The organism is Tenacibaculum mesophilum, assembly GCF_003867075.1.
In the GTDB taxonomy this organism is placed as follows: Bacteria; Bacteroidota; Bacteroidia; order Flavobacteriales; family Flavobacteriaceae; genus Polaribacter; species Polaribacter mesophilus.
Genome location: NZ_CP032544.1, coordinates 837,094 through 859,882 on the forward strand (window position 1 = coordinate 837,094; position 22,789 = coordinate 859,882).

21 protein-coding genes are annotated in these 22,789 nt (G+C 31.3%); 6 read left to right on the plus strand and 15 right to left on the minus strand.

Annotation, left to right across the window (positions count from 1 at the left end):
- Nucleotides 1–7 precede the first annotated feature (7 nt).
- The 11 genes from hisIE to D6200_RS03995 form a co-directional block, all read right to left on the minus strand.
- Nucleotides 8–592, minus strand: coding sequence for a bifunctional phosphoribosyl-AMP cyclohydrolase/phosphoribosyl-ATP diphosphatase HisIE (gene hisIE, locus D6200_RS03945; protein ID WP_047788894.1), 585 nt, complete (start codon nucleotides 590–592; stop codon nucleotides 8–10).
- Complete coding sequence (gene hisF, locus D6200_RS03950) at nucleotides 589–1,341, minus strand: imidazole glycerol phosphate synthase subunit HisF (RefSeq protein WP_047788895.1); 753 nt, start codon at nucleotides 1,339–1,341, stop codon at nucleotides 589–591. The genes hisIE and hisF overlap by 4 nt, the downstream gene beginning before the upstream one ends.
- A 3-nt stretch (nucleotides 1,342–1,344) precedes the next feature.
- Nucleotides 1,345–2,061, minus strand: a complete 717-nt coding sequence (hisA, locus tag D6200_RS03955) for a 1-(5-phosphoribosyl)-5-[(5-phosphoribosylamino)methylideneamino]imidazole-4-carboxamide isomerase (RefSeq protein ID WP_047788896.1) — start codon at nucleotides 2,059–2,061, stop codon at nucleotides 1,345–1,347.
- 12 nt (nucleotides 2,062–2,073) lie between these two features.
- Nucleotides 2,074–2,655 (minus strand): imidazole glycerol phosphate synthase subunit HisH, encoded by a 582-nt coding sequence (gene hisH, locus D6200_RS03960; RefSeq protein WP_073184135.1) that lies wholly within the window; start codon nucleotides 2,653–2,655, stop codon nucleotides 2,074–2,076.
- A gap of 84 nt (nucleotides 2,656–2,739) precedes the next feature.
- A complete protein-coding gene (gene hisB, locus D6200_RS03965; RefSeq protein ID WP_073184137.1) occupies nucleotides 2,740–3,873 on the minus strand; it encodes a bifunctional histidinol-phosphatase/imidazoleglycerol-phosphate dehydratase HisB in 1,134 nt (377 codons plus the stop codon).
- Nucleotides 3,874–3,887: 14 nt separating this feature from the next.
- Nucleotides 3,888–4,952 carry a histidinol-phosphate transaminase gene (gene hisC, locus D6200_RS03970; RefSeq protein ID WP_073184139.1) on the minus strand — a complete coding sequence of 355 codons (1,065 nt, stop codon included), beginning with the start codon at nucleotides 4,950–4,952 and terminating at the stop codon, nucleotides 3,888–3,890.
- A gap of 64 nt (nucleotides 4,953–5,016) precedes the next feature.
- Complete coding sequence (hisD, locus tag D6200_RS03975) at nucleotides 5,017–6,303, minus strand: histidinol dehydrogenase (RefSeq protein WP_073184142.1); 1,287 nt, start codon at nucleotides 6,301–6,303, stop codon at nucleotides 5,017–5,019.
- Nucleotides 6,304–6,353: 50 nt separating this feature from the next.
- A complete protein-coding gene (gene hisG / locus D6200_RS03980) occupies nucleotides 6,354–7,211 on the minus strand; it encodes an ATP phosphoribosyltransferase (RefSeq protein WP_073184144.1) in 858 nt (285 codons plus the stop codon).
- Nucleotides 7,212–7,592: 381 nt separating this feature from the next.
- A complete protein-coding gene (locus D6200_RS03985; protein ID WP_206337270.1) occupies nucleotides 7,593–8,654 on the minus strand; it encodes a hypothetical protein in 1,062 nt (353 codons plus the stop codon).
- Nucleotides 8,655–8,720: 66 nt separating this feature from the next.
- Nucleotides 8,721–9,500 carry a hypothetical protein gene (locus D6200_RS03990; RefSeq protein WP_073184148.1) on the minus strand — a complete coding sequence of 260 codons (780 nt, stop codon included), beginning with the start codon at nucleotides 9,498–9,500 and terminating at the stop codon, nucleotides 8,721–8,723.
- Nucleotides 9,487–10,047 carry an RNA polymerase sigma factor gene (locus D6200_RS03995; RefSeq protein ID WP_073184150.1) on the minus strand — a complete coding sequence of 187 codons (561 nt, stop codon included), beginning with the start codon at nucleotides 10,045–10,047 and terminating at the stop codon, nucleotides 9,487–9,489. Before D6200_RS03995 ends, D6200_RS03990 begins: the two co-directional genes overlap by 14 nt.
- Before the next feature lie 507 nt (nucleotides 10,048–10,554).
- Here D6200_RS03995 and D6200_RS04000 point away from each other — a divergent pair.
- From D6200_RS04000 to D6200_RS04015, 4 genes are all read left to right on the plus strand, one after another.
- Nucleotides 10,555–12,771, plus strand: a complete 2,217-nt coding sequence (locus D6200_RS04000; RefSeq protein WP_047788905.1) for a RelA/SpoT family protein — start codon at nucleotides 10,555–10,557, stop codon at nucleotides 12,769–12,771.
- A gap of 75 nt (nucleotides 12,772–12,846) precedes the next feature.
- Complete coding sequence (locus D6200_RS04005) at nucleotides 12,847–13,296, plus strand: Fur family transcriptional regulator (protein WP_073184152.1); 450 nt, start codon at nucleotides 12,847–12,849, stop codon at nucleotides 13,294–13,296.
- A gap of 25 nt (nucleotides 13,297–13,321) precedes the next feature.
- Nucleotides 13,322–14,593, plus strand: coding sequence for an adenylosuccinate synthase (locus D6200_RS04010; protein ID WP_073184154.1), 1,272 nt, complete (start codon nucleotides 13,322–13,324; stop codon nucleotides 14,591–14,593).
- Between the two features lie 33 nt (nucleotides 14,594–14,626).
- Nucleotides 14,627–15,160 (plus strand): DUF1572 family protein, encoded by a 534-nt coding sequence (locus tag D6200_RS04015; RefSeq protein WP_073184156.1) that lies wholly within the window; start codon nucleotides 14,627–14,629, stop codon nucleotides 15,158–15,160.
- Nucleotides 15,161–15,217: 57 nt separating this feature from the next.
- Here the strand turns inward: D6200_RS04015 and D6200_RS04020 are convergent, their stop codons facing one another.
- The 4 genes from D6200_RS04020 to D6200_RS04035 all read right to left on the minus strand — a co-directional run bounded on the left by D6200_RS04020 (nucleotide 15,218) and on the right by D6200_RS04035 (nucleotide 19,764).
- Nucleotides 15,218–15,937, minus strand: a complete 720-nt coding sequence (locus D6200_RS04020; protein ID WP_073184157.1) for an SCO family protein — start codon at nucleotides 15,935–15,937, stop codon at nucleotides 15,218–15,220.
- Nucleotides 15,934–16,710 carry a formylglycine-generating enzyme family protein gene (locus D6200_RS04025; RefSeq protein ID WP_073184160.1) on the minus strand — a complete coding sequence of 259 codons (777 nt, stop codon included), beginning with the start codon at nucleotides 16,708–16,710 and terminating at the stop codon, nucleotides 15,934–15,936. Before D6200_RS04025 ends, D6200_RS04020 begins: the two co-directional genes overlap by 4 nt.
- A 29-nt stretch (nucleotides 16,711–16,739) precedes the next feature.
- A complete protein-coding gene (nirK, locus tag D6200_RS04030; RefSeq protein ID WP_073184162.1) occupies nucleotides 16,740–18,194 on the minus strand; it encodes a copper-containing nitrite reductase in 1,455 nt (484 codons plus the stop codon).
- A gap of 139 nt (nucleotides 18,195–18,333) precedes the next feature.
- Nucleotides 18,334–19,764 carry a pyridoxal phosphate-dependent decarboxylase family protein gene (locus tag D6200_RS04035; RefSeq protein ID WP_073184164.1) on the minus strand — a complete coding sequence of 477 codons (1,431 nt, stop codon included), beginning with the start codon at nucleotides 19,762–19,764 and terminating at the stop codon, nucleotides 18,334–18,336.
- Nucleotides 19,765–19,902: 138 nt separating this feature from the next.
- On the opposite strand from D6200_RS04035, the gene D6200_RS04040 reads away from it, so the two are divergent.
- Together D6200_RS04040 and D6200_RS04045 are read left to right on the plus strand one after the other, a co-directional pair.
- Nucleotides 19,903–21,543 carry an OstA-like protein gene (locus tag D6200_RS04040; protein WP_073184167.1) on the plus strand — a complete coding sequence of 547 codons (1,641 nt, stop codon included), beginning with the start codon at nucleotides 19,903–19,905 and terminating at the stop codon, nucleotides 21,541–21,543.
- Nucleotides 21,544–21,548: 5 nt separating this feature from the next.
- Entirely contained in the window at nucleotides 21,549–22,727 is a 1,179-nt protein-coding gene (locus D6200_RS04045; protein WP_083574830.1) for an aspartate aminotransferase family protein, read from the plus strand.
- Nucleotides 22,728–22,789 lie beyond the last annotated feature (62 nt).

Genomic DNA, 22,789 nt, shown 5'->3' on the forward strand with positions numbered 1-22,789 from the left:
AACTTTATTAATTTCTATTTTTCAAAACACTTTCAATATCTGTTAGCTTAAAACCTTTAGCCTTTAATAAAATTAAATAATGATATAGTAAATCAGCTGCTTCATTTTTAAATAACTCATCATTATTATCTTTTGCTTCAATAACTACTTCTACTGCCTCCTCTCCTACTTTTTGAGCTACTTTATTAATGCCTTTTTTAAAAAGTTTATTAGTGTAAGAAGTTTCAACATCATTATCTATTCTGTCAGAAATAGTACTTTCTAGCGAATATAAAAAACCTTTAGAGGTTTCTTCTCCAAAACAAGAAGTTGTTCCTTTATGACAGGTTGGTCCTTCTGGAGTTACTTTAATCAATAAAGTATCATTATCACAATCTATTTGAATATCTTTTACCCATAAAAAATTTCCTGATTCTTCACCTTTTGTCCAAAGTCTATTTTTACTTCGGCTATAAAAAGTAACTTTTCCTTCTTTTTGTGTTTTGATAAAGGCTTCTTTATTCATATAACCCAGCATTAACACCTGCAAAGTAGTATTGTTTTGAATAACAACAGGAATTAACCCGTTTCCTTTTGTAAAATCTATATTCATCGTATAGCTATGTTTTGTTTTTTTAATTCGTTTTTTAGTACGGGTACTGGTATTTCATCAAAGTGAAAGATACTAGCAGCTAATCCTGCACTAGCTTGGGTTTTGGTAAAGACTTCAGTAAAGTGCTCTACTTTTCCAGCACCACCAGAAGCAATCACAGGAATATTAACAGCTTTACTCACTGCATTGGTTACTTCAATGTCAAATCCGTTTTTAGTACCATCACTATTCATAGAAGTTAATAGAATTTCACCTGCGCCTAATTTTTCAACCCCTGTAGCCCAACTCACAGTTTCTAGTTCGGTTTCAAAAGTACCTCCTTTGGTGAACACTTTCCATTCCCCATTTACATTTTTCGTATCAATAGCTACAACTACAAACTGACTCCCAAACCGATTTTTTAAATCCGTAATTAATTGTGGATTTTTTACTGCGGAAGAATTGATGCTTACTTTATCTGCTCCAGCTTGTATTAACGCCACTGCATCTTCAACAGTACTAATACCTCCACCGACAGTAAAAGGAATATTAATCTCTCGTGCAATTGTTTTTACTAATGTAACTAAGGTTTTTCTATTTTCTAAAGTAGCTGTAATATCTAAAAATACTAATTCATCCGCTCCTTGTTTTACATATTGTTTTGCTAATTCTACTGGATCTCCAGCATCTTTAATATCTATAAAATTGACCCCTTTAACCGTTCTTCCATTTTTTATATCCAAACATGGAATAATTCTTTTCTTTAACATGTTTTAACTTATAAATTCTTGTAATTCTTTCAAACTTATATTTCCTTCATAAATGGCTTTTCCTACAATGGCTCCTTCACAACCAATTTCTTTTAATCGATGTAAGTCATTGATACAGGCTACTCCTCCACTCGCTATTAAGTTGACTGAAGTTTTACTCAAAATTTCTAAATATAAATCTAAAGAAGCTCCTTGTAACATCCCGTCTTTAGCTACATCGGTACAAATTGTGTTTAAAATACCTATTTCTTGATATTCACTTATAAATTCAACAACATCAACTTCTGAGGTTTGTAACCAACCATTGGTCGCAATTTTTCTATCTTTACAATCAGCTCCCAAAATTATTTTATCCTTTCCGTATTTAGTAAGCCATCCAATAAATGTATCTGGATTTTTTACCGCTATGCTTCCTCCTGTTATTTGGTTTGCACCACTTTCAAATGCAGTTCGAGCATCTTCATCTGACTTTAGACCTCCTCCAAAATCAATTTTTAAATTCGTTTTCGTTGCTATTTGCTCTAATACTTTGTGGTTTATAATTCGACTAGATTTTGCGCCATCTAAATCAACAACATGTAAGTATTCTATTCCGTTTGCCTCAAATTCTTTTGCTACTTCTAACGGACTTTCATTATATATTTTTTTGGTATCATAATCGCCCTTAGTCAAGCGGACACATTTTCCTTCTATAATATCTATTGCGGGTATAATTCTCATTTTAATTTCTTTTTATAACTCTAAAAAATTCTTCAATAACAGCTCTCCAACATCAGCTGATTTTTCTGGATGAAATTGCATCGCATAAAAATTATCTTGCTGCATAACGGTACTGAACGGAAGAATATAATCGCAGATTGCCAGTGTGTTTTTAGATACTTCTGCATAATACCCATGAACATAGTATACATCGTCTTCTAAAGCTATGCTTGTAAGCAGTTTAGATGATTTTAATTCAGAAAAGTTATTCCATCCCATATGTGGGACTTTTTCTTTTGGTGGAAACTGTTTTGTGCACGCATCAAAAATGCCCAAACATTTGGTATTTCCTTCTTCTGAGTATGTGCACATTAACTGTAATCCTAGACAAATTCCTAGTACAGGTTGTTTTAGAGAAACAATTAACTCATCAAGATTTCTTTCTTTTAAGTATTGCATTGCTGAACTTGCTTCTCCAACCCCAGGAAATATTACTTTATCTGCTAATTGTATTTCTTCTGGATTATCAGTTATAATACTTTCGTACCCCAAGCGAGTTAGCGCATTTTGTACCGATCGTATATTTCCAGCATTATATTTTATAATAGCTATCATATTTTTCAATTATCATTTATCAATCATCAGTTACCTATTATTATCTTTAACCATTGTCTACCGATAATTGATTATTGTTCATTGTTATAAAACTCCTTTTGTTGATGGTAAAATCATCTTATCTACATCTCTTTTTACTGCTACTTTTATAGCCTTAGCAAAGGCTTTAAAAATGGCTTCTATTTTATGATGTTCGTTTGTTCCTTCTGCTTTGATATTCAAATTACACTTAGCACCATCGGTAAACGACTTAAAGAAGTGATAAAACATTTCCGTAGGCATTTTCCCTATCATTTCTCGTTTAAAATCTGCCTCCCAAACTAACCAGTTTCTTCCACCAAAGTCAATGGCTATTTGAGCTAAGCAATCATCCATTGGTAAACAAAACCCGTAACGTTCAATTCCTAGTTTATTTCCCAATGCTTTATAAAATACTTCTCCTAAAGCAATTGCAGTATCTTCAATGGTGTGGTGTTCATCTACGTCTAGATCACCTGTTACTTGGATGTTTAAATCCATTTGACCGTGACGCGCTATTTGATCTAACATATGATCGAAAAAAGCAATACCAGTATTTATTGTACTTTTTCCCGTTCCATCTAAATTCAAATCAATTTTAATTTGAGTTTCATTTGTATTACGTTCAATAGTTGCTGAACGTTCTTCTAATTTTAAAAACTCATAAATAGTGTTCCAATCGTTACTCTCTAAAGCTATAAAATCATCTAGTTCCTCTCTTTTTACAGTAATTTCATCAGTTCCTAAATTTGTTTCATCATTTATGTAAATTCCTTGAGCTCCCAAGTTTTTAGCAAGTTCTATATCGGTTAAACGGTCACCAATCACAAAAGAGTTTTTCAAATCATATTCTTTAGAGAAATATTTTGTTAATAAGCCTGTGTTTGGTTTTCTTGTAGGTTGGTTGTCTTTAGCAAAGGTTCTGTCAATGATTTCTTCTACGAACTCAATACCTTCTTCTTTTAAGGTGTTCATCACAAAGTTATGTACTGGCCAAAACGTATTTTCTGGATATGCTTCTGTTCCTAATCCGTCTTGATTAGTAACTAACACTAATTCAAAGTCAAGCTCTTTGGCTATTTTACTCAATCCTTGAAAAACCTTTGGATAGAATTGTAATTTCTCAAACGAATCTGTTTGTTCATCTGCTGGTTCTTTAATTAAGGTACCATCTCTATCTATAAATAATATTTTTTTCATCGTTTTTTTAAAATTTAAAATGAATTTTCAACTTCATCAGGTGTAACACTCAATTCCTTTAATGCAGTCATTAATTTCTTGTTTTCTTTCTCGCTTCCTACCGTAATTCGTATGCAATTATTTACTAAACTATTCCTGTTTCTAGTTATAATTTTTTGAGCTACTAATGAGTTATACAATTCATTAGCGTTTGTAACTTCAATTAGTATAAAATTAGCTTCAGAAGGATATATCTTTTTTACCAATTCAATTTCTTGTAGCTGTTTTTCTAGTTTTTCCTTTTCATTGAGAATGATATTTTTCTCAATCTCAAACTGTGCTAAGTTATCTAACTTATTAAGTACAGCTTCTTGATTTAAAGCACTGATATTATAAGGAGGCTTCACCTTGTTGTATATATCAATGATTTCTTTACTAGCATAGGCTGCTCCTACTCTAACACCTGCCAATCCCCATGCTTTACTAAAGGTTTGACTTATAATTAAATTAGGGTAATTTTTTAATTGATTTATAAAAGATTCTTTAGAACTAAAATCAATATAAGCTTCATCAATAATTACAATTCCTTTAAATTTACTAAGAATAAACTCAATTGTTTCATCTTCAAAACAGTTACCTGTTGGGTTATTTGGTGAACAAATGAATATTATTTTTAAATTTTCATCTTCTAAATAACATTCTAAAACATCTGTATTTATCTGAAATTCTTGATTTAAAGCTAATTCAATCAATTCAACATCATTAATAGCTGCGGAAACATTATACATTCCATAAGAGGGTGTAAAAGTTAAGGCTATGTCTTTCCCCGGATTACAAAATATTCTAAATGCTAAATCGATTACTTCATCACTTCCATTTCCTATAAAAATTTGATTCTCATTTACATCTTTAATCTCAGACAATCGTTTTTTAATTGCTATTTGTTGCGGATCTGGATAGCGATTCAAAGTACCAAACGGATTCTCATTAGCGTCTAAATACACTTCAGCAACACCTTTAAATTCATCTCTAGCAGAAGAATAAGCTTTTAATTGCTGAATGTTTGTGCGTACTATCTTGTTTAAGTTTATTTTTTTCATTGTTAACTATTTTGAGGTGTTACTCAATAAGGTTAAGATTTCTCATATTCATTCGAAATGACGCTTAGCCATTTAACTCTTTTAATCTAACTGTAATGGCATTTTTGTGCGCTTGTAAGCCTTCTGCTTCTGCCATTAATTCTATGGCTTCACCTATATTTTCAATTCCTTCTTTAGTTACTTCTTGAAAAGTAATTTTCTTTACAAAACTGTCTAACGAAACTCCGCTATAGTTTTTTGCATAACCGTTAGTTGGCAAGGTGTGATTGGTGCCACTAGCATAATCACCTGCACTTTCACAACTGTAATTTCCTAAGAATACTGAACCAGCATTTACAATTCCTTCGATATATTCAGAAGCTTTTTCTGATGCTATAATTAAGTGCTCTGGAGCATATTCATTACTAAACTGGATACATTCTTCAGAAGAATTTAAAACAACTGCAAAACTATTCCCTATTGCTTTTTTAGCTAATTCTTTTCTAGGTAATTCTTCTATTTGTTTGTTTAGTTCTGTTATAACATTTTGAGCAACTTTTTCAGAAGTAGTAGCTAAAATAGCCTGACTATCTGCTCCGTGTTCTGCTTGTGATAATAAATCGGAAGCTACAAAAACAGGGTTTGATGTTTCATCTGCAATTACAAGTACTTCACTAGGGCCTGCAGGCATATCAATAGCTACCCCTTGTTGTTGTATCAATTCTTTGGCTTTGGTCACAAACTGATTCCCTGGTCCTAATATTTTATATACTTGAGGAACGGTTTCTGTTCCGTACGCCATCGCTCCAATAGCCTGAGCTCCTCCAACTTTAAAAATTTTAGTTACTCCTACCAAAGAAGCAGTGTATAGAATAGCTGGGTTAATCTTACCTTCTTTATTCGTTGGAGTACATAATACTATTTCTTTACAACCCGCTATTTTTGCTGGCACTCCTAACATTAAAATAGTAGAAAATAATGGTGCAGAGCCCCCAGGAATATACAAGCCTACTTTCTCTACTGCTACACTTTTTCTCCAACAAGTTACTCCTTTTGTTGTTGTTATTTTTTTAGGTGTTTCTTTTTGGGTGTTGTGAAAAGCTTCAATATTATTTTTTGCTAATTGTATGGCAGATTTTAATTCTTCTGAAACTAAGTTTTGTGCTTCTTCTAACTCTTTTTTAGAAACTTCTAACTCGGTTAATAACACTCCATCAAATAACTGTGTATATTTTTTTAAAGCTCTATCTTTATTAAGCTTTACATCATTTAGTATTGTTTGTACTGTTTCCTGTAAACTGTTTTCACTTAAAGTAACTCTTTTACACAGTGACTCCCAAGTTTTTTTCCCTGGATTTTTTATAATTTTCATCTGTTTATTTTTATTGTTTTTAGCTATAATTATTGGCTACTTTTCTGTTATTAAACAACCATTTTTTCTATTGGACACACCAAAATACCTTCTGCTCCATTACTTTTTAATTCGTCTATAATTTCCCAAAATTGATTTTTATTCAATACAGAGTGCACAGAACTCCACCCTTCTTCAGCTAAAGGAAGTACCGTTGGACTGCGCATTCCTGGTAAAATATTAATAATTGTTTCTAATTTTTCATTCGGAGCGTTTAATAGCACATACCTTGATTGTCTTGCTTTTAATACTGATTGAATTCTAAACTGTAACTTGTTAAGTATTACTTGTTGTTGCTCTTTTATTTGAGGAGAAACCGCTAATACTGCTTCTGATTTTAATAAAACTTCTACCTCCTTTAAATTGTTTTTAAATAAAGTTGAACCACTAGAAACAATATCACAAATACCATCGGCTAATCCAATATTTGGAGCTATTTCTACTGAACCATTAATAATATGTAATTGTGCTTTTATGTTCTCTTTTTCTAGAAATTTTAAAACTGTATTCGGGTATGAGGTTGCTATTTTTTTATTCTGAAAATAGTTTATTCCTGTATATTTCTCATTTTTAGGAATTGCTAAGGATACTTTACATTTTGAAAAACCTAATTTTTCTATAAATTGAATCTCCTCTCCTTTTTCTATTAATAAATTCTCGCCAATGATGGCTATATCTACAACTCCATCTTTTAAATATTGCGGAATATCACCATTTCTTAGATAAAAAACCTCTAAAGGAAAATTGTTTGCAGAAGCTTTTAATTGATCTTTACCGTTATCAATAGAAACTCCACAATCTTTTAAAATTTGTAAGGAATCTTGGTTGAGTCTTCCTGATTTTTGTATGGCTATTTTTAATTTACTCATTTTAGTTTTGAATGGGTTTGAGCAAATCTTTTGAGAAGTATTTTCGTGGCGCCTTGTTGAAAATAAAAACCCGTTTGATTTACTCAAACGGGTTTAAAATATATCTTGATTTTATTCAATACATTTTCAGCTCGCCTGAGTGCAAGTATGAAAATGATGATGATGTAATTGAATAAAATTCATTTCTTCGTTTTTGTTGTTACAAATATTTGAAATAAAAATTGAATTATGCAAGTTTTTTTATTTTTTTTAATAAAACAAACTCAAAAAAACAACTTATAGGAAATATATTTTCAAGCTTTAAACATTTATTTTACAATAATTTTTCTTTTGAGATTTAATTTATTCTGATGATATTTTTAGAGTAATCTTGTAATCTGATTAATTAATATCAAATCGAACTCCTAATGAAATATTTCTTGTATCTGTATTTTTAAATAGTGGATTTAAGTCATATTTAGCATATAATCCAATTCCTTGGTAAGCAACATAAGCACTTAACCCATAGTTATATTTATTCATATTAAAATTATTCTTCTGAACTTCTTCAACTGTAACTCCTTGTGCATTTTTATACTCTAAATATTGACGAGTTCCTAGTTTAAAACCCAAGAAACCACCTACTCCTATCTGAAAGCTTTGATGTGTTCTATCTACAATTTCTCCATCAGAATATTTTTTGTTTTTTGAAAAATCAAACTCTAAGTGCATTGGAAATGTCATTTGTACATGTCGTAACCTACTTTCTGAAAGTTGCTCTGGATGAATACTTAAGTTTGTTTCATTTCCATTTACAATATGATATTGATTGCTTTTAGCTCTTAAATTATTCCATAGAAAAGAGAAACCATATTTAAAATATGCTTTTGAAGGTTCTTTTGACAAACGTGTTTTCCAAGTAAACCCTAACTCGTAAAAATGTGATTGCCAAAATTTATAGTCTGAATCGTCTAAAGAACTTAACTTGTTATTTGTTAATACATTATTTACACCTAAGGCAAAAACAAACTGTGTTGTAGTTCTTTTTTTTCTTCTTTTCTTTTCTTTTTCTATGTCTTCTTTAGAAAAATCTAATTTAAACTTAGTTCCTGCTATACTAAAAGTACTTTCGGTTGAATTTTCTTCACTACTAAATATTTTACCATCAATTTTGTCTTGGACAAGTTGTTGTAGTTTTTGTTCTTCAAAACTAACTTTTTTCTCTATTTGAGCTGCGTGATAAGCCGCTGCTTCTTTTTTTAATGCTGTTGCTTCATCAAACGATATTGTATTCTTTTCTAATTTTGTGTTAATCTCTTTTACTCTCATCTTTAAAGAGTCTTTTTGCTGCTTAGTAATACTATCAATGCTCATTGATATTTTCTTTACTTCTTTTTCAAATACTTTTTCTTGAGATTGGGCAATAGTCGTTACAAACAACACTAATAATAGTATTCTTTTCATTTCTGTAATTTTAAATTAAACTGATAATAATTTTGAATGGTTAATTATCGATAATTAATAAGCGCTTTATTTATTTCTATCAACAATCGCTACCGCAATGTCGGATATTCTTGATTTTAGTTTTTGCATAAAGTCTCCCTTAAACTCTTCATCATCAATCGTTCTTTCAACTTCTGCTAAAATGATGCTAGGATCTATTTTTAAGTTTGATTCTTTTAATTCATCTTCAATAGCTTTTAACACATCTTCTCTTTTCAACTTATGCTTTGCATAATATTCTTTAACTTCATTTGGAGTATGTGTTACTGAAAATAATAAATCATCACTATTTACTTTAACTCTTGAATTAAATTCTTTCTTTTTTGTTACTATTGGTTTATCCATCTTTGCTACTACCTCCTCTTCTCTTGGTAATTCTTGATTTTGGATGCTTTTAAAGACTTTTTCTTCTTCTCTTAAGGTAGAACTCCTAATTACTGTAATCTTTTTCTTCTTTCTTATCTGTTTCTCTTGCTTCTTTTCTTCTAACTCCACCACAGCTTCATCTGTGTTCTTAATAAATTTCTCTATACCTTTATTATTAATTTTTAGTGTATCTATTGAAGTATTAACTATAACTTCTTCTATTAGCGTTTTTGAATCTGAACCTGTAAAGTAGAGAGCTACAAAGCTTATTAATAAAGCTAAACCAGCTGCATAACCTATATATAAAAACCAGTTTCTTTTCTTTGTTGCCTCCTGATTATCTAAACAAGTCTCTAACCTTTCCCATGCTGAGTTGGATGGCTTAAGCTCTCTGTTCTTTAGCTTTTCTGCTATATGTTTATCAATATTATTGCTTGACATTTCTTACTTGATTAATTTTCTCGTAACTAGCTTGTAAATATTTACGAGCTTTAAATAATTGTGACTTAGAGGTACTTTCAGAAATTTGTAATTTTTCTGCTATTTCTGAATGCTTATATCCTTCAATAGCATATAAGTTAAAAACTAACTTATACCCTTCAGGTAACTCATCTATTAACTTTTGTATATCTTCTGCCGATGTGTTTTCAAGGCTTTCCGTTGCAGCATCATTAAAAACAAAGTCTTCATCTGATACTTGAACTGGATTCTTTTTTCGTAAATAACTAATACTAGTATTTACCATAATTCTACGAATCCAACCTTCAAAACTTCCCTCTCCTTTAAATTTTTCAATATTCGTAAAAACTTTAAAAAAACCTTGTAGCATTAAATCTTCCGCATGATGTAAATCTTTAACATACTGTCTACAAACTCCTAACATTTTTGGAGAATACTGCTCAAATATTTGTTGCTGAGCTTCTCTACTTTGTCTTTTTACTTGTTTTATAAGTGATGCTTCTTTATTATGTAATGAAATAATTTTCAAATCAATAGTTACTTTTTTGTAGCCTTACAAATATAAAGACTACCTGATTTGAAAAAAGGTTGCCCGAAGAATAAAAAAACCTCCGAACTTTATTAACCGGAGGTCAAATATCATCTTATAATGATATTTCGGGGGGACTTGTTATGTAGTTACTTAATTTTAAATAAAGTATAAAGTTATGTTATAAATCTATATGTTTTTACAGGAAAAACCCTAAATATTTTTAGGTCATGTCTGTCTATTATATGTTAACATCTGCTCCGCCTCTTTCCAGATTATTATCATAAGGGTTTGAAAAAGAAAGCTATTAGAAAAACCATCAGACACCTCTATGACTACTTGGTTAGTCGTTATTTTTTTAACCAGTAAATTATCATTATTTCTTTCGTTTTTATAATTTATATAAAAGTAACGAGCTCATATAAAACATTTGTATATAAAACTTGCTCAATATAATTCTTTATATTATTTTTATTTTAATCCAGTTAAGTAAAAGAGTTTTATTGTATGAGTTATAATGTGACGATAGAAGAAGAAAATAAAGAAATAGCCAGTAGATATAAAAATTTGTTAAAAGGTACATATCAAACATTATCAGAAGACGATAAAAAACTGATACGTAAAGCTTTTGATATTGCTGTAGAAGCACATTCTGAACAACGTAGAAAATCAGGAGAACCTTATATTTATCACCCTATAGCTGTAGCAAAAATAGTTGCAGATGAAATTGGTTTAGGTGCAACATCTATTGCTGCTGCTCTACTACATGATGTTGTTGAGGACACGCATTATACTTTGGATGATATGGAGCGCTTATTTGGAGAAAACATTGCTCGTATTGTAAGCGGATTAACTAAAATATCAAACTTAAAACAAGAGCAAGACTACTCTATCCAAGCAGAGAATTTTAGAAAAATGTTACTCACATTACATGATGACGTTAGGGTAATACTTATTAAAATTGCTGATAGGTTACATAATATGCAAACTATGGATTCTATGCCGCCTCATAAGCAGGTAAAAATAGCCTCTGAAACCTTGTATATTTATGCTCCTCTTGCACATCGTTTAGGTCTTTATAATATTAAAACTGAACTTGAAGACCTTGGCTTAAAGTACACAGAGCCTGATGTATATAGAGATATTGCTAACAAGATAAAAGAAAGTAAAGAAGATCAACAGAGATATATTGATAGTTTTACTAGTGTTTTAAAAGAAGCTTTAAACAAAGAAGGATTTACTTATGAAATAAAGGGACGTTTTAAATCTATTTTTTCTATCCGTAGAAAAATGCGTAAACAAAACGTAACTTTTGATGAAGTGTACGACAAATTTGCTATTCGTATTATATACAAACCAACTTCTGACGATGAAAAGTTTGATGCTTGGAAAATATACTCAATCGTTACAGACTTTTTTAAACCAAATCCTGCCAGATTAAGAGATTGGATTTCTCAGCCAAAATCAACTGGATACGAAGCATTGCATATAACTGTAATTGGCCCCCAAGCTAAATGGGTAGAAGTTCAAATCCGTTCTGAAAGAATGGATGAAATAGCCGAAAAAGGTTATGCAGCCCACTTTAAATATAAACAAGGAGCTGTTAAAGAAAATGGTTTAGAAGGATGGTTAAATCGTTTAAAAGAAAGTTTAGAAAATCAAAGTTTAGATGCTGTAGATTTTGTCGAAGATTTTAAACTTAATCTTTATGCTAAAGAAATTTATGTATTTACTCCTAAAGGAGATTTAAAATCACTTCCAAAAGGAGCCTCTGCATTAGATTTTGCCTTTTCCGTACATACCGATGTTGGTTTAAAATGTCGTGGGGCAAAAGTAAACGGGAAACTGGTTCCTTTAAGTCACGAGTTAAAAAGTGGAGATCAGGTAGAAGTACTCACCGCTTCTAACAATAAACCGAATGTACGCTGGTTAGATTTTGTTATTACTGCAAGAGCACGAGCTAAAATTAAATCAGCTTTAAAAGCAGAAGAAAAGAAAATAGCAGAAGAAGGAAAAGCTATTTTACAACGAAAACTGCGTCATTTAAAAATCAATTCCAGTGAAAAGGTTATTCATGAATTAGCAAGTTATTTTGGGCTAAAAACTAGCTTCGATTTATTCTATCGAGTTGGTAATGGAGCCATAGACAACACACAACTTAAAGACTTTGTTGCTCAGAGAAGTAATCGCTTCATGGGCTTTATTAAAAGTACATTTAGGCGTTCTCCATCAAAAGAAATATCCGAAAAAGAAGAAGTTACAAACAAATACGATGCACTTGTTTTTGGTAAAGAAGAACAAACATTAGATTATACTTTGGCTAAATGCTGCTCTCCAATTCCTGGTGATAAAGTTTTTGGTTTTGTAACTATTAATGAAGGTATTAAAGTGCACAAAAACGATTGCCCAAATGCTATTTCATTACAATCAAACTATGCTTACAGAATTATGCCTGCAAAGTGGATTGATTCCACCAAGCAAGAATTTACAGCCATTTTACACCTTTCGGGAATTGATAATAAAGGAATAGTAAATAATATTACTAAGATAATTTCCAATAGTATGGATGTATTTATACATAGTATTAATATATCTGGAGATAATGGTGTATTTGACGGAAAACTATCATTAAGTGTAAAAAATAAGACACAACTCGATAAATTAATTAACAACATGAAACAAGTAGAAGGCGTTCAAAAAGTTGAACGTGTTAATACTTTGTAAATTTCGTTTTTAACATCCTTGTTTTTTATCAAGAAATAAACGTAAATTTGTCCTTTCGTAAAATTTAAAAAATAAATGAATAATTCAGCCGAAAATCAAGAAATTGTAAAAAAAGTATTCACTTCTTTTTTAGAAGAGAACAAGCATCGTAAAACACCAGAACGCTATGCTATTTTGCAAGAAATTTATGACGCTGAAGAACATTTTGATATTGAATCTCTATACATTAAAATGAAAAACAAAAACTATCGTGTTAGTAGAGCTACTCTTTATAATACGATGGATTTGTTGCTAGACTGTGGTTTGGTTCGTAAACATCAGTTTGAAGGTCAATCAATGGCTCGTTACGAAAAAAGTTACTTCGATAAAAATCACGACCACGTAATACTTACAGATAGTGGTGAAGTAAAAGAGTTTTGTGACCCAAGAATTCAAATCATTAAAAAAACAATTGAAGATGTTTTCGATATAGACATTCACAACCATTCACTTTATTTCTACGGAACAAAAAGAAACAACAAATAAAACACAACACTTAACAACACACTAAATGGCAGTAGATTTATTACTCGGACTACAATGGGGAGATGAAGGAAAAGGTAAGATTGTAGACGTTTTAACAAAAAACTACGATATAATCGCGCGTTTTCAAGGAGGTCCAAATGCTGGTCACACACTAATTTTTGATGGAAACAAACATGTATTACACACCATTCCTTCAGGAATTTTTCATAAAACAGCTTTAAATGTAGTAGGTAACGGAGTGGTTATTGACCCTGTTATCTTTAAAAAAGAATTAGAAAACTTAGATAAGCATAATATTGATTATACTTCTAAATTATTAATTTCTCGTAAAGCACATTTAATTTTACCTACTCACCGATTATTAGACGCAGCTTCTGAAACTTCAAAAGGAAAAGCAAAAATCGGTTCTACTTTAAAAGGAATTGGACCTACTTATATGGACAAAACTGGTAGAAACGGAATGCGTGTTGGTGATTTAGAATTAGATAACTGGAAAGAGAAATATAGAGCTTTAACTGAAAAGCATTTAAGTATGTTAGCATACTTTGATGTTCAAATCGATTACGATTTAGACGAGTTAGAAGCTGAATTTTCTAGAGGAATTGAAAAATTAAAAACATTACAGTTTATTGATTCTGAAGAGTTTTTAAACAATGCTATTAAAGAAGGTAAAACTATTTTAGCTGAAGGAGCTCAAGGGTCATTATTAGATATTGATTTTGGAACATATCCTTTCGTAACCTCTTCAAACACCACTGCTGCTGGTGCTTGTACTGGTTTAGGAGTTGCTCCTAATAGAATTGGTGAGGTTTTCGGTATTTTTAAAGCATACACTACTCGTGTAGGCTCTGGACCTTTCCCTACTGAATTATTTGACGAAGACGGAGCTACTATGGCGAAAGTTGGTCATGAATTTGGAGCTACAACAGGACGTGCTCGTCGTTGTGGATGGTTAGATTTAGTTGCTTTAAAGTATGCTGTTGATGTAAACGGTGTTACGCAATTAATGATGATGAAAGGTGATGTATTATCTGGTTTTGACACTTTAAAAGTTTGTACTTCATACAACTATAAAGGAGAAGAAATTTCTCACTTACCTTATAATATTGAACCAGAAAATGTAAGTGTTAACTATACAGAATTCAAAGGTTGGGAAGATGATTTAACAAAAATGACTTCTGCCGATGATTTACCTCAAAACTTATTAAACTACATCGCGTTTATTGAAAAAGAAACGGGTGTACCTGTAAAAATAGTTTCAGTAGGACCTGATAGAAAACAAACAATTAATAGATAAAAATTTAGAGGAGCTCAATTGAGCTCCTTTTTTATGATGGTAAAAGAATACTTAGAGAATATCACTACCCAGTTTAAATCGTATAAAGAAGTTGCTGATAAAACGATTGCTCAATTAGAAGAAAAAGACATACACTGGAAATACAATGAAGAAAGTAACAGTATAGCTGCTATTATTGTTCATGTATCTGAAAATATGTTGTCGCGTTGGACGGATTTTTTTACTTCTGATGGAGAAAAAGAATGGAGAGATAGAGATGCTGAGTTTGAAACTCATAATTTATCAAAAAAAGAATTGATTGCTCAATGGGAAAAGGGTTGGAACTGTCTTTTTGCTGCTTTAGATTCATTAAATGAGGAAAACTTCAATCAACCGATTCTTATCAGAAATAAACAAGTTAAGTTAATTGAAAGTATTACGAGGCAAATAGCTCATTTTCCATATCACATTGGTCAGATAGCTTATGTAGGTAAAATGATTTTAAATGATAAATGGCAAACAGCTTCTATTGCCAAAGGAAAATCTAAAGAGTTTATACAAGCTCAATTTGAAAAAAACAACTCATAAAAAAACGTCTTTTAAATTTTTAAAAGACGTTTTTAATAGGAAACATGTTTATGGCAACTAATTTTTTACTGTTTCCAAAATACTCGCTATAGTTTCTTTATTATCTACACCTAAACCTTCTTGTTGGTGCACTAACTCCCCTTCCGGATTAAATACACTGATGATATTTGAGTGTGAAAAATCTAATGGAGAAATTTGTTTGTATTTCACAGCTAGTACATTGGCAAATTCTCTAACAGATTCTTCTGTACCTTGTAAAAAAGTCCAATGCTCATCATCCATAAAGTTTTCTTTCGCAAAAGCCTTTAATCGTTCTGGAGTATCATTTTTAGGGTCAATACTAATTAAAACGTATTGTAAGTCTTCGTTATATTCTTTAGGTATTTTAGCTTCAATATTACGCATATCAGCAACCAATCTTGGGCAAGCAGCTTTACACGTAGTATAAATCATGACCATTACCAAAGTTTTTCCTCTTAAATCTTCTAAATGAATCGTTTTATTCTCTTCGGTTTTCCATTCTGATGTTAAATTAAATATAGAACTTTCAGAAATATCAGTAGCTAAAGCTAACTCTTTAGTTTCTTTTTTATCTTTCTGTGTTAAATCCATTTTACAAACCGGACAACTTCCTTCTTCTGTATATGTTTTATCTCCCTCGCAAAACATCGGACATTCATATGCAGTTACTAAATTTGTGTTGCTTTTTTCTTTTTTACAAGAACTTACTAACGTAATTGAAAAAAGAAGTGTCGTTATATATTTTACTACTTTCATTGTGCTATATTTTTATCTTTTACACATCTAAAACCTAAGTTTCTCATTGTGTATTTAGCTTTTAAACTTCCACGGGTAGCATAACGCATAAAAGCTGCATAATTCATTAAATCTGTTGACCCTACTGCTGCACTACCACAAAACAAATTACTATCATTGTCAACGTCTTTTCTAGATTCTCCTGATACCAATACTGAATTAAAATCAGAGGTCCATTCCCAAACCAATCCATGCATATCATACACTCCCCAATAGTTTTTAAATGTTGACCCTATAATATTATTAAATGTTCTTGGCTTTTCATACCAACTTAAAATGTATTCATTATACGTTTTTAAAGTTCTTGCATCTGATAGTTTTTGATTTGCCATTCCCACATATTCCCATTCATCTACAGTAGGTAATCGTTTTCCTTGCTTTTCACAGTAACATTTTGCTGCAAACCATGAAACATTGGTTACAGGTGATTTTAAGTTAACCTTCTCCCCTATTTCTATATCATTTTTCCAATTAATCAGGTAACTTTTATCTGCAAAAAGTTTAATTACTTTAGATTTTCTCCACTTTGAGTTTTCTTTTACAAACTGTAAAAAATCTTCATTAGTTACAGGATATACATCCATTAAAAAATCTTGAATCGTTACTCTTGCTGAATCTCTTCCGTACAAAGGAATATAACTACCACCTTTAATAGGAACCATTTTAGATTGACAATTCATATTGGAAATGCCTAAGAAAAATATACAAATTGTCAATCTTAAAATAGTTTTCATTTCTTATAATTTAGAGTTTAACTACAATTTTAGTGAGTACTTTTTACTTCCATTACAGTATTTACACTAACGTTGGTTTTATTATTTCCCCAAGAATTGTAAACATAGGTTAGTACATCTGCTACTTCTTGATCGTTCAACGCTTGCTTGGTCATTACACTATTATATTTTTGACCGTTTACTGTAATTTCTCCTGTTTTACCATGTAAAATAATATCTATAGCTCTCTTTACATCAGCATTTAAATAATCTGATTTAGCTAAAGGAGGAAATGCATTTGGAATTCCTTCACCATTAGCCTGGTGACAAGCAAAACACGTTTTCGTATAAATCTGTTTACCGTCTGCTATTTTTTGCGCTAAAGATTTTTCTTGCTTAGAAGTTACAGCTTTATCTTCTTTACCATTTGGCATTTCTTGAATAGTACCTCCTTCTGGATTGTAAATACCTTCTTGTTTTACTCCTGAATAAATCTTTTTGCTTTCTTCTCCCTTTACCTTTAGCATTCCTAAAGCACCTTTGTTAAACGCTCTAAAAATAGCATGGTCTACTAAAATAAAAGTACCTGGAACATCTACCTTAAAGTCTACTATTGCAGCTCCTCCTGCCGGAATAGAAGTTGTTTGTACATCTTTATTAATCACAGAACCGCCTTCAACATGAACATTGTCAAAAATTTCACCAATAACATGGAAAGATGATGTTAAGTTAGGACCTCCGTTACCTACAAATAAACGTACTGTTTCGCCAACATTAGCGGTAATTGCATTATCTCCTGTTAAAGCTCCTACACTTCCGTTAAACACTACATAATCTGCATCTTCGTCTACTGCTTTTCTCATATCAAAAGCCTGTAAACCAGGTTCTCCGTTTTCCCCTTTTGTATAAAAATCTCCTTGCATAATATAATATTCCTTATCTACTTTTGGTAAACCTCCTTCAGGCTCTACTAAAATTAAACCATACATTCCGTTAGCAATATGCATTCCCACAGGCGCAGTAGCACAGTGATATACATATAATCCAGGATTTAATGTTTTAAATGAGAATGTTTTTTCATGACCAGGCGCTACAAATGATGAAGTTGCTCCCCCACCTGGACCTGTTACTGCATGTAAATCAATATTATGAGGTAATCTATTATCTGGGTGATTAGATAAGGTAAATTCTACTTCATCTCCTACTCTAGTTCTTATAAAGCTACCTGGAACAGAACCACCAAACGTCCAGTACACATATTCTACACCATCTGTCATAGTTCCTTCTTTTTCAAGAATTTCCATATTTACCAGTAACTTTTTAGCTGATCTATTACCAACAGGTGCTGGAACATGAGGCGGAGCTGTTAATTCTGCTTCTATCGTTCCTTTAACTGCTATATCTGAAGCACTTTTCATTGCAATACTTTCAGATTTTTCATTTTTACAACTTGCCATTAAAAACATAGCTGCTAAAACCATTGAAATTGTTTTCACTTGTTTCATCTCTTCTATTGATGTAGTTATTAATAATCTTATAAAAGACTTTTTTATCTTTTATACAAACAAAGCTACTAAGAGAAAAGCTTTTGAAATATGATTTTTATCATAAAAACAAAAAAAGGAGCTTAGAGCTCCTTTTAATCTATTTTTCTTTTAAAATTTCTTTACCAAATTGATGACACAACTCCAAGGTTTCTTTCACATCATCCATGGTTGTTTTTGGGTTTATCAGACACATTCTAAGCACTACTTGCTTATTTAATATTGTAGTTACTAAAAACGCTTCTCTTGATTCCATTATCTTTTGAGAAATTTTCTGATTTAATTCATCAATTTCTTTTTCTGATAAGTTTAATCCAATAGGATTATATCTAAAATTAATTACTGCCAAGGTAGCTGGTGAAATAATTTCCCAATTTCTACTTTTACGCAGCATCTTTTCTACATCATCAGCTAATTGGATGTTGTAAGTAACAGCTTCTTTAAAAGCATCTAATCCATATGTTTTAATAGACATATAAAATTTTAAGGCTCTAAAACGTCTTGTTAACTGAATTCCGTAATCATAAAAGTTAATCTCAGATTCATTTCCTTCAATATCGCGTAAATATTCTGGTTTTTCACTAAAAGTACCACTTAACCAAGAAGCATCTTTTACTAATAAGCAACCAATTTCATAAGGTTGGTAAAACCATTTATGCGGATCTACAGTAAGAGAGTCAGCTCTTTCAATTCCTCGTAAAGCTTTGGCTCCTTTTTCAGCTAAAATAGCGGCTCCACCATAAGCTCCATCAATATGGAACCATAAATCTTCCTCTTCACAAATGTCAGCTATTTCATTTAAAGGATCTACAGTACCTGTGTTGGTGGTTCCCGCAGAAGCGATGTAACAAAATGGTTGCAACCCTTCTAGTCGGTCTTTTGCTATAGCATTTTTTAATTTGTTAATACTAATTCTAAACTCTAAATCTGTTGGTAAAATTCTAATTTGTTCCTTTTTAAACCCTAGAACACGAATTGCTTTAATATTTGAAGAGTGTGCCTGATCAGACAAATAAATCACCGCTTTAGAAAAATCATCACCACACTTTAAACGTCTTGCTGTAGCCAAAGCTGTTAAGTTTGCCATAGAACCACCACTGGTAAAAATTCCTCCTCCTTTTTCAACAGGGAAATTATACATTTTTAGTAACCAGTTCATTGTTACAATTTCTAACTCAGCTGCAGCAGGAGAAACCATCCATCCACCAGAAAAAATATTGAATCCAGTAGCTAAACTATCAGCCATAGTACTAATAAAGTTACTAGGTCCAGGTACAAATGAATATGCTTTAGGGTGAGAAATAACTGTACTGTTTGGTATTACATTATCCATTACAAAATCTAGTACCTTTTCAGCAGACATTCCTTCATTTGGTGCTTCTTGTAAGAAAATACTATCCATTTCTTTTCTAGAAGCACTAGCAACAGGCTTTTTTTGCTCTAAAGTAGCCCAATGTTCTGCAATTATATCTACAATTTTATATCCGTAAGACTTCATCTCTTCTTTTGATAAATCAAAATGAGCGCTCATATCTTTATAATTTTTTAATTTGCTACAAAATTAACCATTTACCAAATGACAACCTTTTATTTATCTTGATAATTTTATTTCTTTATTAAGATTTTGGCATATTCTTTTCATTATTTTTGTGCATTAAATCGTATTATTTTGAAAAAACTATTTCTACTAACTTTTATATTATTTTCTGTTGTAAGTTTTTCTCAAACAAAAAAAATCAAAATCCTTTCTACCGAACTAAGTACTGCCGATGAAAGCAAGTACCCTGGAGCTACTATACTTATAGGAAAAGTTAAAATGTCACACGAAGGTGCTACTTTAGATTGTAAAAGAGCTCTACTTTACAAAGACAAAAACTTATTTAAGGCCATTGGTGAAGTAATTATTGAACAAGGAGATAGTATTATTCAATACAGTGATTTTGCTACTTATAATGGAAATACAAAAAAGGCAAAATCTTGGGGGAACGTAGAAATTAATGATAAAGAAATGACGCTAAAAACTGATACGCTTCATTTTGACAGAATCAACCAAGTATTATACTACCCAAACGGAGGAACTATTCGTGATACAAAAAACACTCTAAAAAGTGTAAAAGGAACTTATCTATTAAGAGAAAAAAAGTTTACTGCTAAAACAAAAGTAACAGTTGTAAACCCTGAAAATCATTTAGAGTCTAACCATTTAGATTATTATACCAATACTAACTTAGCTTATTTATACGGGCCAAGTACCATTACTAATTTAAAAGATAGCACTAAAGTATATTCTGAAAGAGGTTTTTACGATACGAATACCGATGTTTCATACTTTGTAAAACGTGCAAAATTATTTTTAAAAGAACGAACCGTTTCTGCCGATAGTTTGTACTATGATAAACGTAACGGTTTTGCTTCTGCAACCAACAATATAAAAGTAGTTGATACCGTTCAAAATATGGTAGCAAAAGGAAATTATGCTGAATTATACGAACTCAAAGATTCTTTATTTATAATTGATAGAGCTGTTGCTATTTCTGTATTTGAAAAAGACTCTATGCATGTTGCGGGCGATAAAATTTTACTTACTGGTAAACCAGAAAAACGTATTGCTAGAATTTTTAACAATGTAAAAATATTCAAGTCCGATTTACAAGGAAAATGCGACTCTATTCACAGTAGTCAAGAAACGGGATTAACCAGAATGTTTAAAAATCCCATATTATGGTCTAATAAAAGTCAAATTACAGGAGACAGCATTCAGTTAGTATCTAATAAAGAAACAAATAAACTTGACTCTTTAAAAGTATTACAAAATGGTTTTATGATTCAACAAGACTCCGTTCATACAGAAAACTTTAATCAAATTAAAGGAAGAAATATTTATGGTAAGTTTGAAAAAGGAGAATTAAGAACAATGTTAGTTAAGGGTAATGCAGAGTCTTTATACTACAGTAACAACGAAAAAACACAAGAATTAGAAACAATTACCAAAGAAATAGCAAGTGATATTGAGTTTATTTTAGAAGATGGAGAAATAATACAAACTAAATACTTTAAAAAATCTGAAGGAAAAACTTTTCCTCCTTCTGAATTCCCTTCTGACGAAAAAAAATTCAAAGGCTTTTTATGGCGAGGAGATGAACAACCCTTAACTGTGGAAGATATTTTTATAAAAGACGCTACTTCTACTGTTCCTTCAAAAAGAAAAAAACAACCTGATGTTGTAAAAGAAGCTAAGGAAATGTTTATCGAAGAAACTTCAAAAAATAAGAAAGAACAAAAAAAGCTTAATCTTAAAAAAATAAAATAATTTCTGTGAAAGACGATTTTTTTAAATACCAAGGACAAACAACCCCAAATCCTTTAGCTATTGAAATTTCACATGCCAAAGGAAGTTATATTTATGATAGCAACGGAAAAGCGATGCTAGATTTTGTTGCAGGAGTTTCTGCAAATAGTTTAGGACATAATCATCCTAAGGTAAATGAAGCTATAAAAAATCAATTGGAACAATATACCCATGTAATGGTGTATGGTGAGTTTATACAAAAACCTCAATTAGAGTTGTGCAAAGCCTTGGCTGCTACCTTACCTCCTAACCTTTCGTCTGTTTATCTGGTAAATTCTGGTACCGAAGCTACCGAAGGTGCTCTAAAATTAGCCAAACGTTTTACGGGTAGAAGTGAAATTATTGCCGCTAAAAATGCGTATCATGGAAATACACAAGGTGCTATGAGTGTTTGTGGTGCCGAACAACAAAATCGTGCATTTCGTCCGTTAATTCCAGGAAGTAAGTTTATTGAATACAACAACGAAATAGATTTAGAAAAAATAACATCTAAAACAGCGGGTGTTATCTTAGAAACCATCCAAGGAGGTGCAGGATTTATCGAGCCTAAAAATAACTACTTAACAAAAGTAAAACAACGTTGTGAAGAAGTTGGAGCTTTATTAATTTTAGATGAAATTCAATCAGGAATTGGACGTACAGGAAAATTTTGGGGATTTGAAAATTACAATGTTATCCCTGATATTATTATTACAGGAAAAGGTTTAGGTGGTGGAATGCCAATCGGCGCTTTTATAGCTTCTTTTGAAATAATGAACTGTTTAAAAGAACACCCGAAATTAGGACATATTACTACGTTTGGCGGCCATCCTGTAATTGCGAGTGCTGGATTGGCGACCGTACAAGAAATCACTTCCTCTAACTTAATGGAAGAAGCCTTACGAAAAGAAAAAATTATTCGCGATGCCTTTAAGAATCACCCTGCGGTTAAAGAAATTAGAGGAAAAGGATTTATGCTTGCCTTATTAGTAGATACTCCTGAAGCTGCCTCTCAAGTAATTTTAAACTGTTTAGACAAAGGACTAATTTTATTCTGGTTACTTTTTGAAGGAAGAGCCATTCGTATCACCCCTCCACTAACTATTTCTGATGAGGAAATAGAAAAAGGGTGTGAACTTATTGTAAGTGAGTTGGATAAGTTGTAGTTTATCAACAATTCAACACCCTAAAATTATTATTATGTAAGAATTAAAAATAAATATAGTAA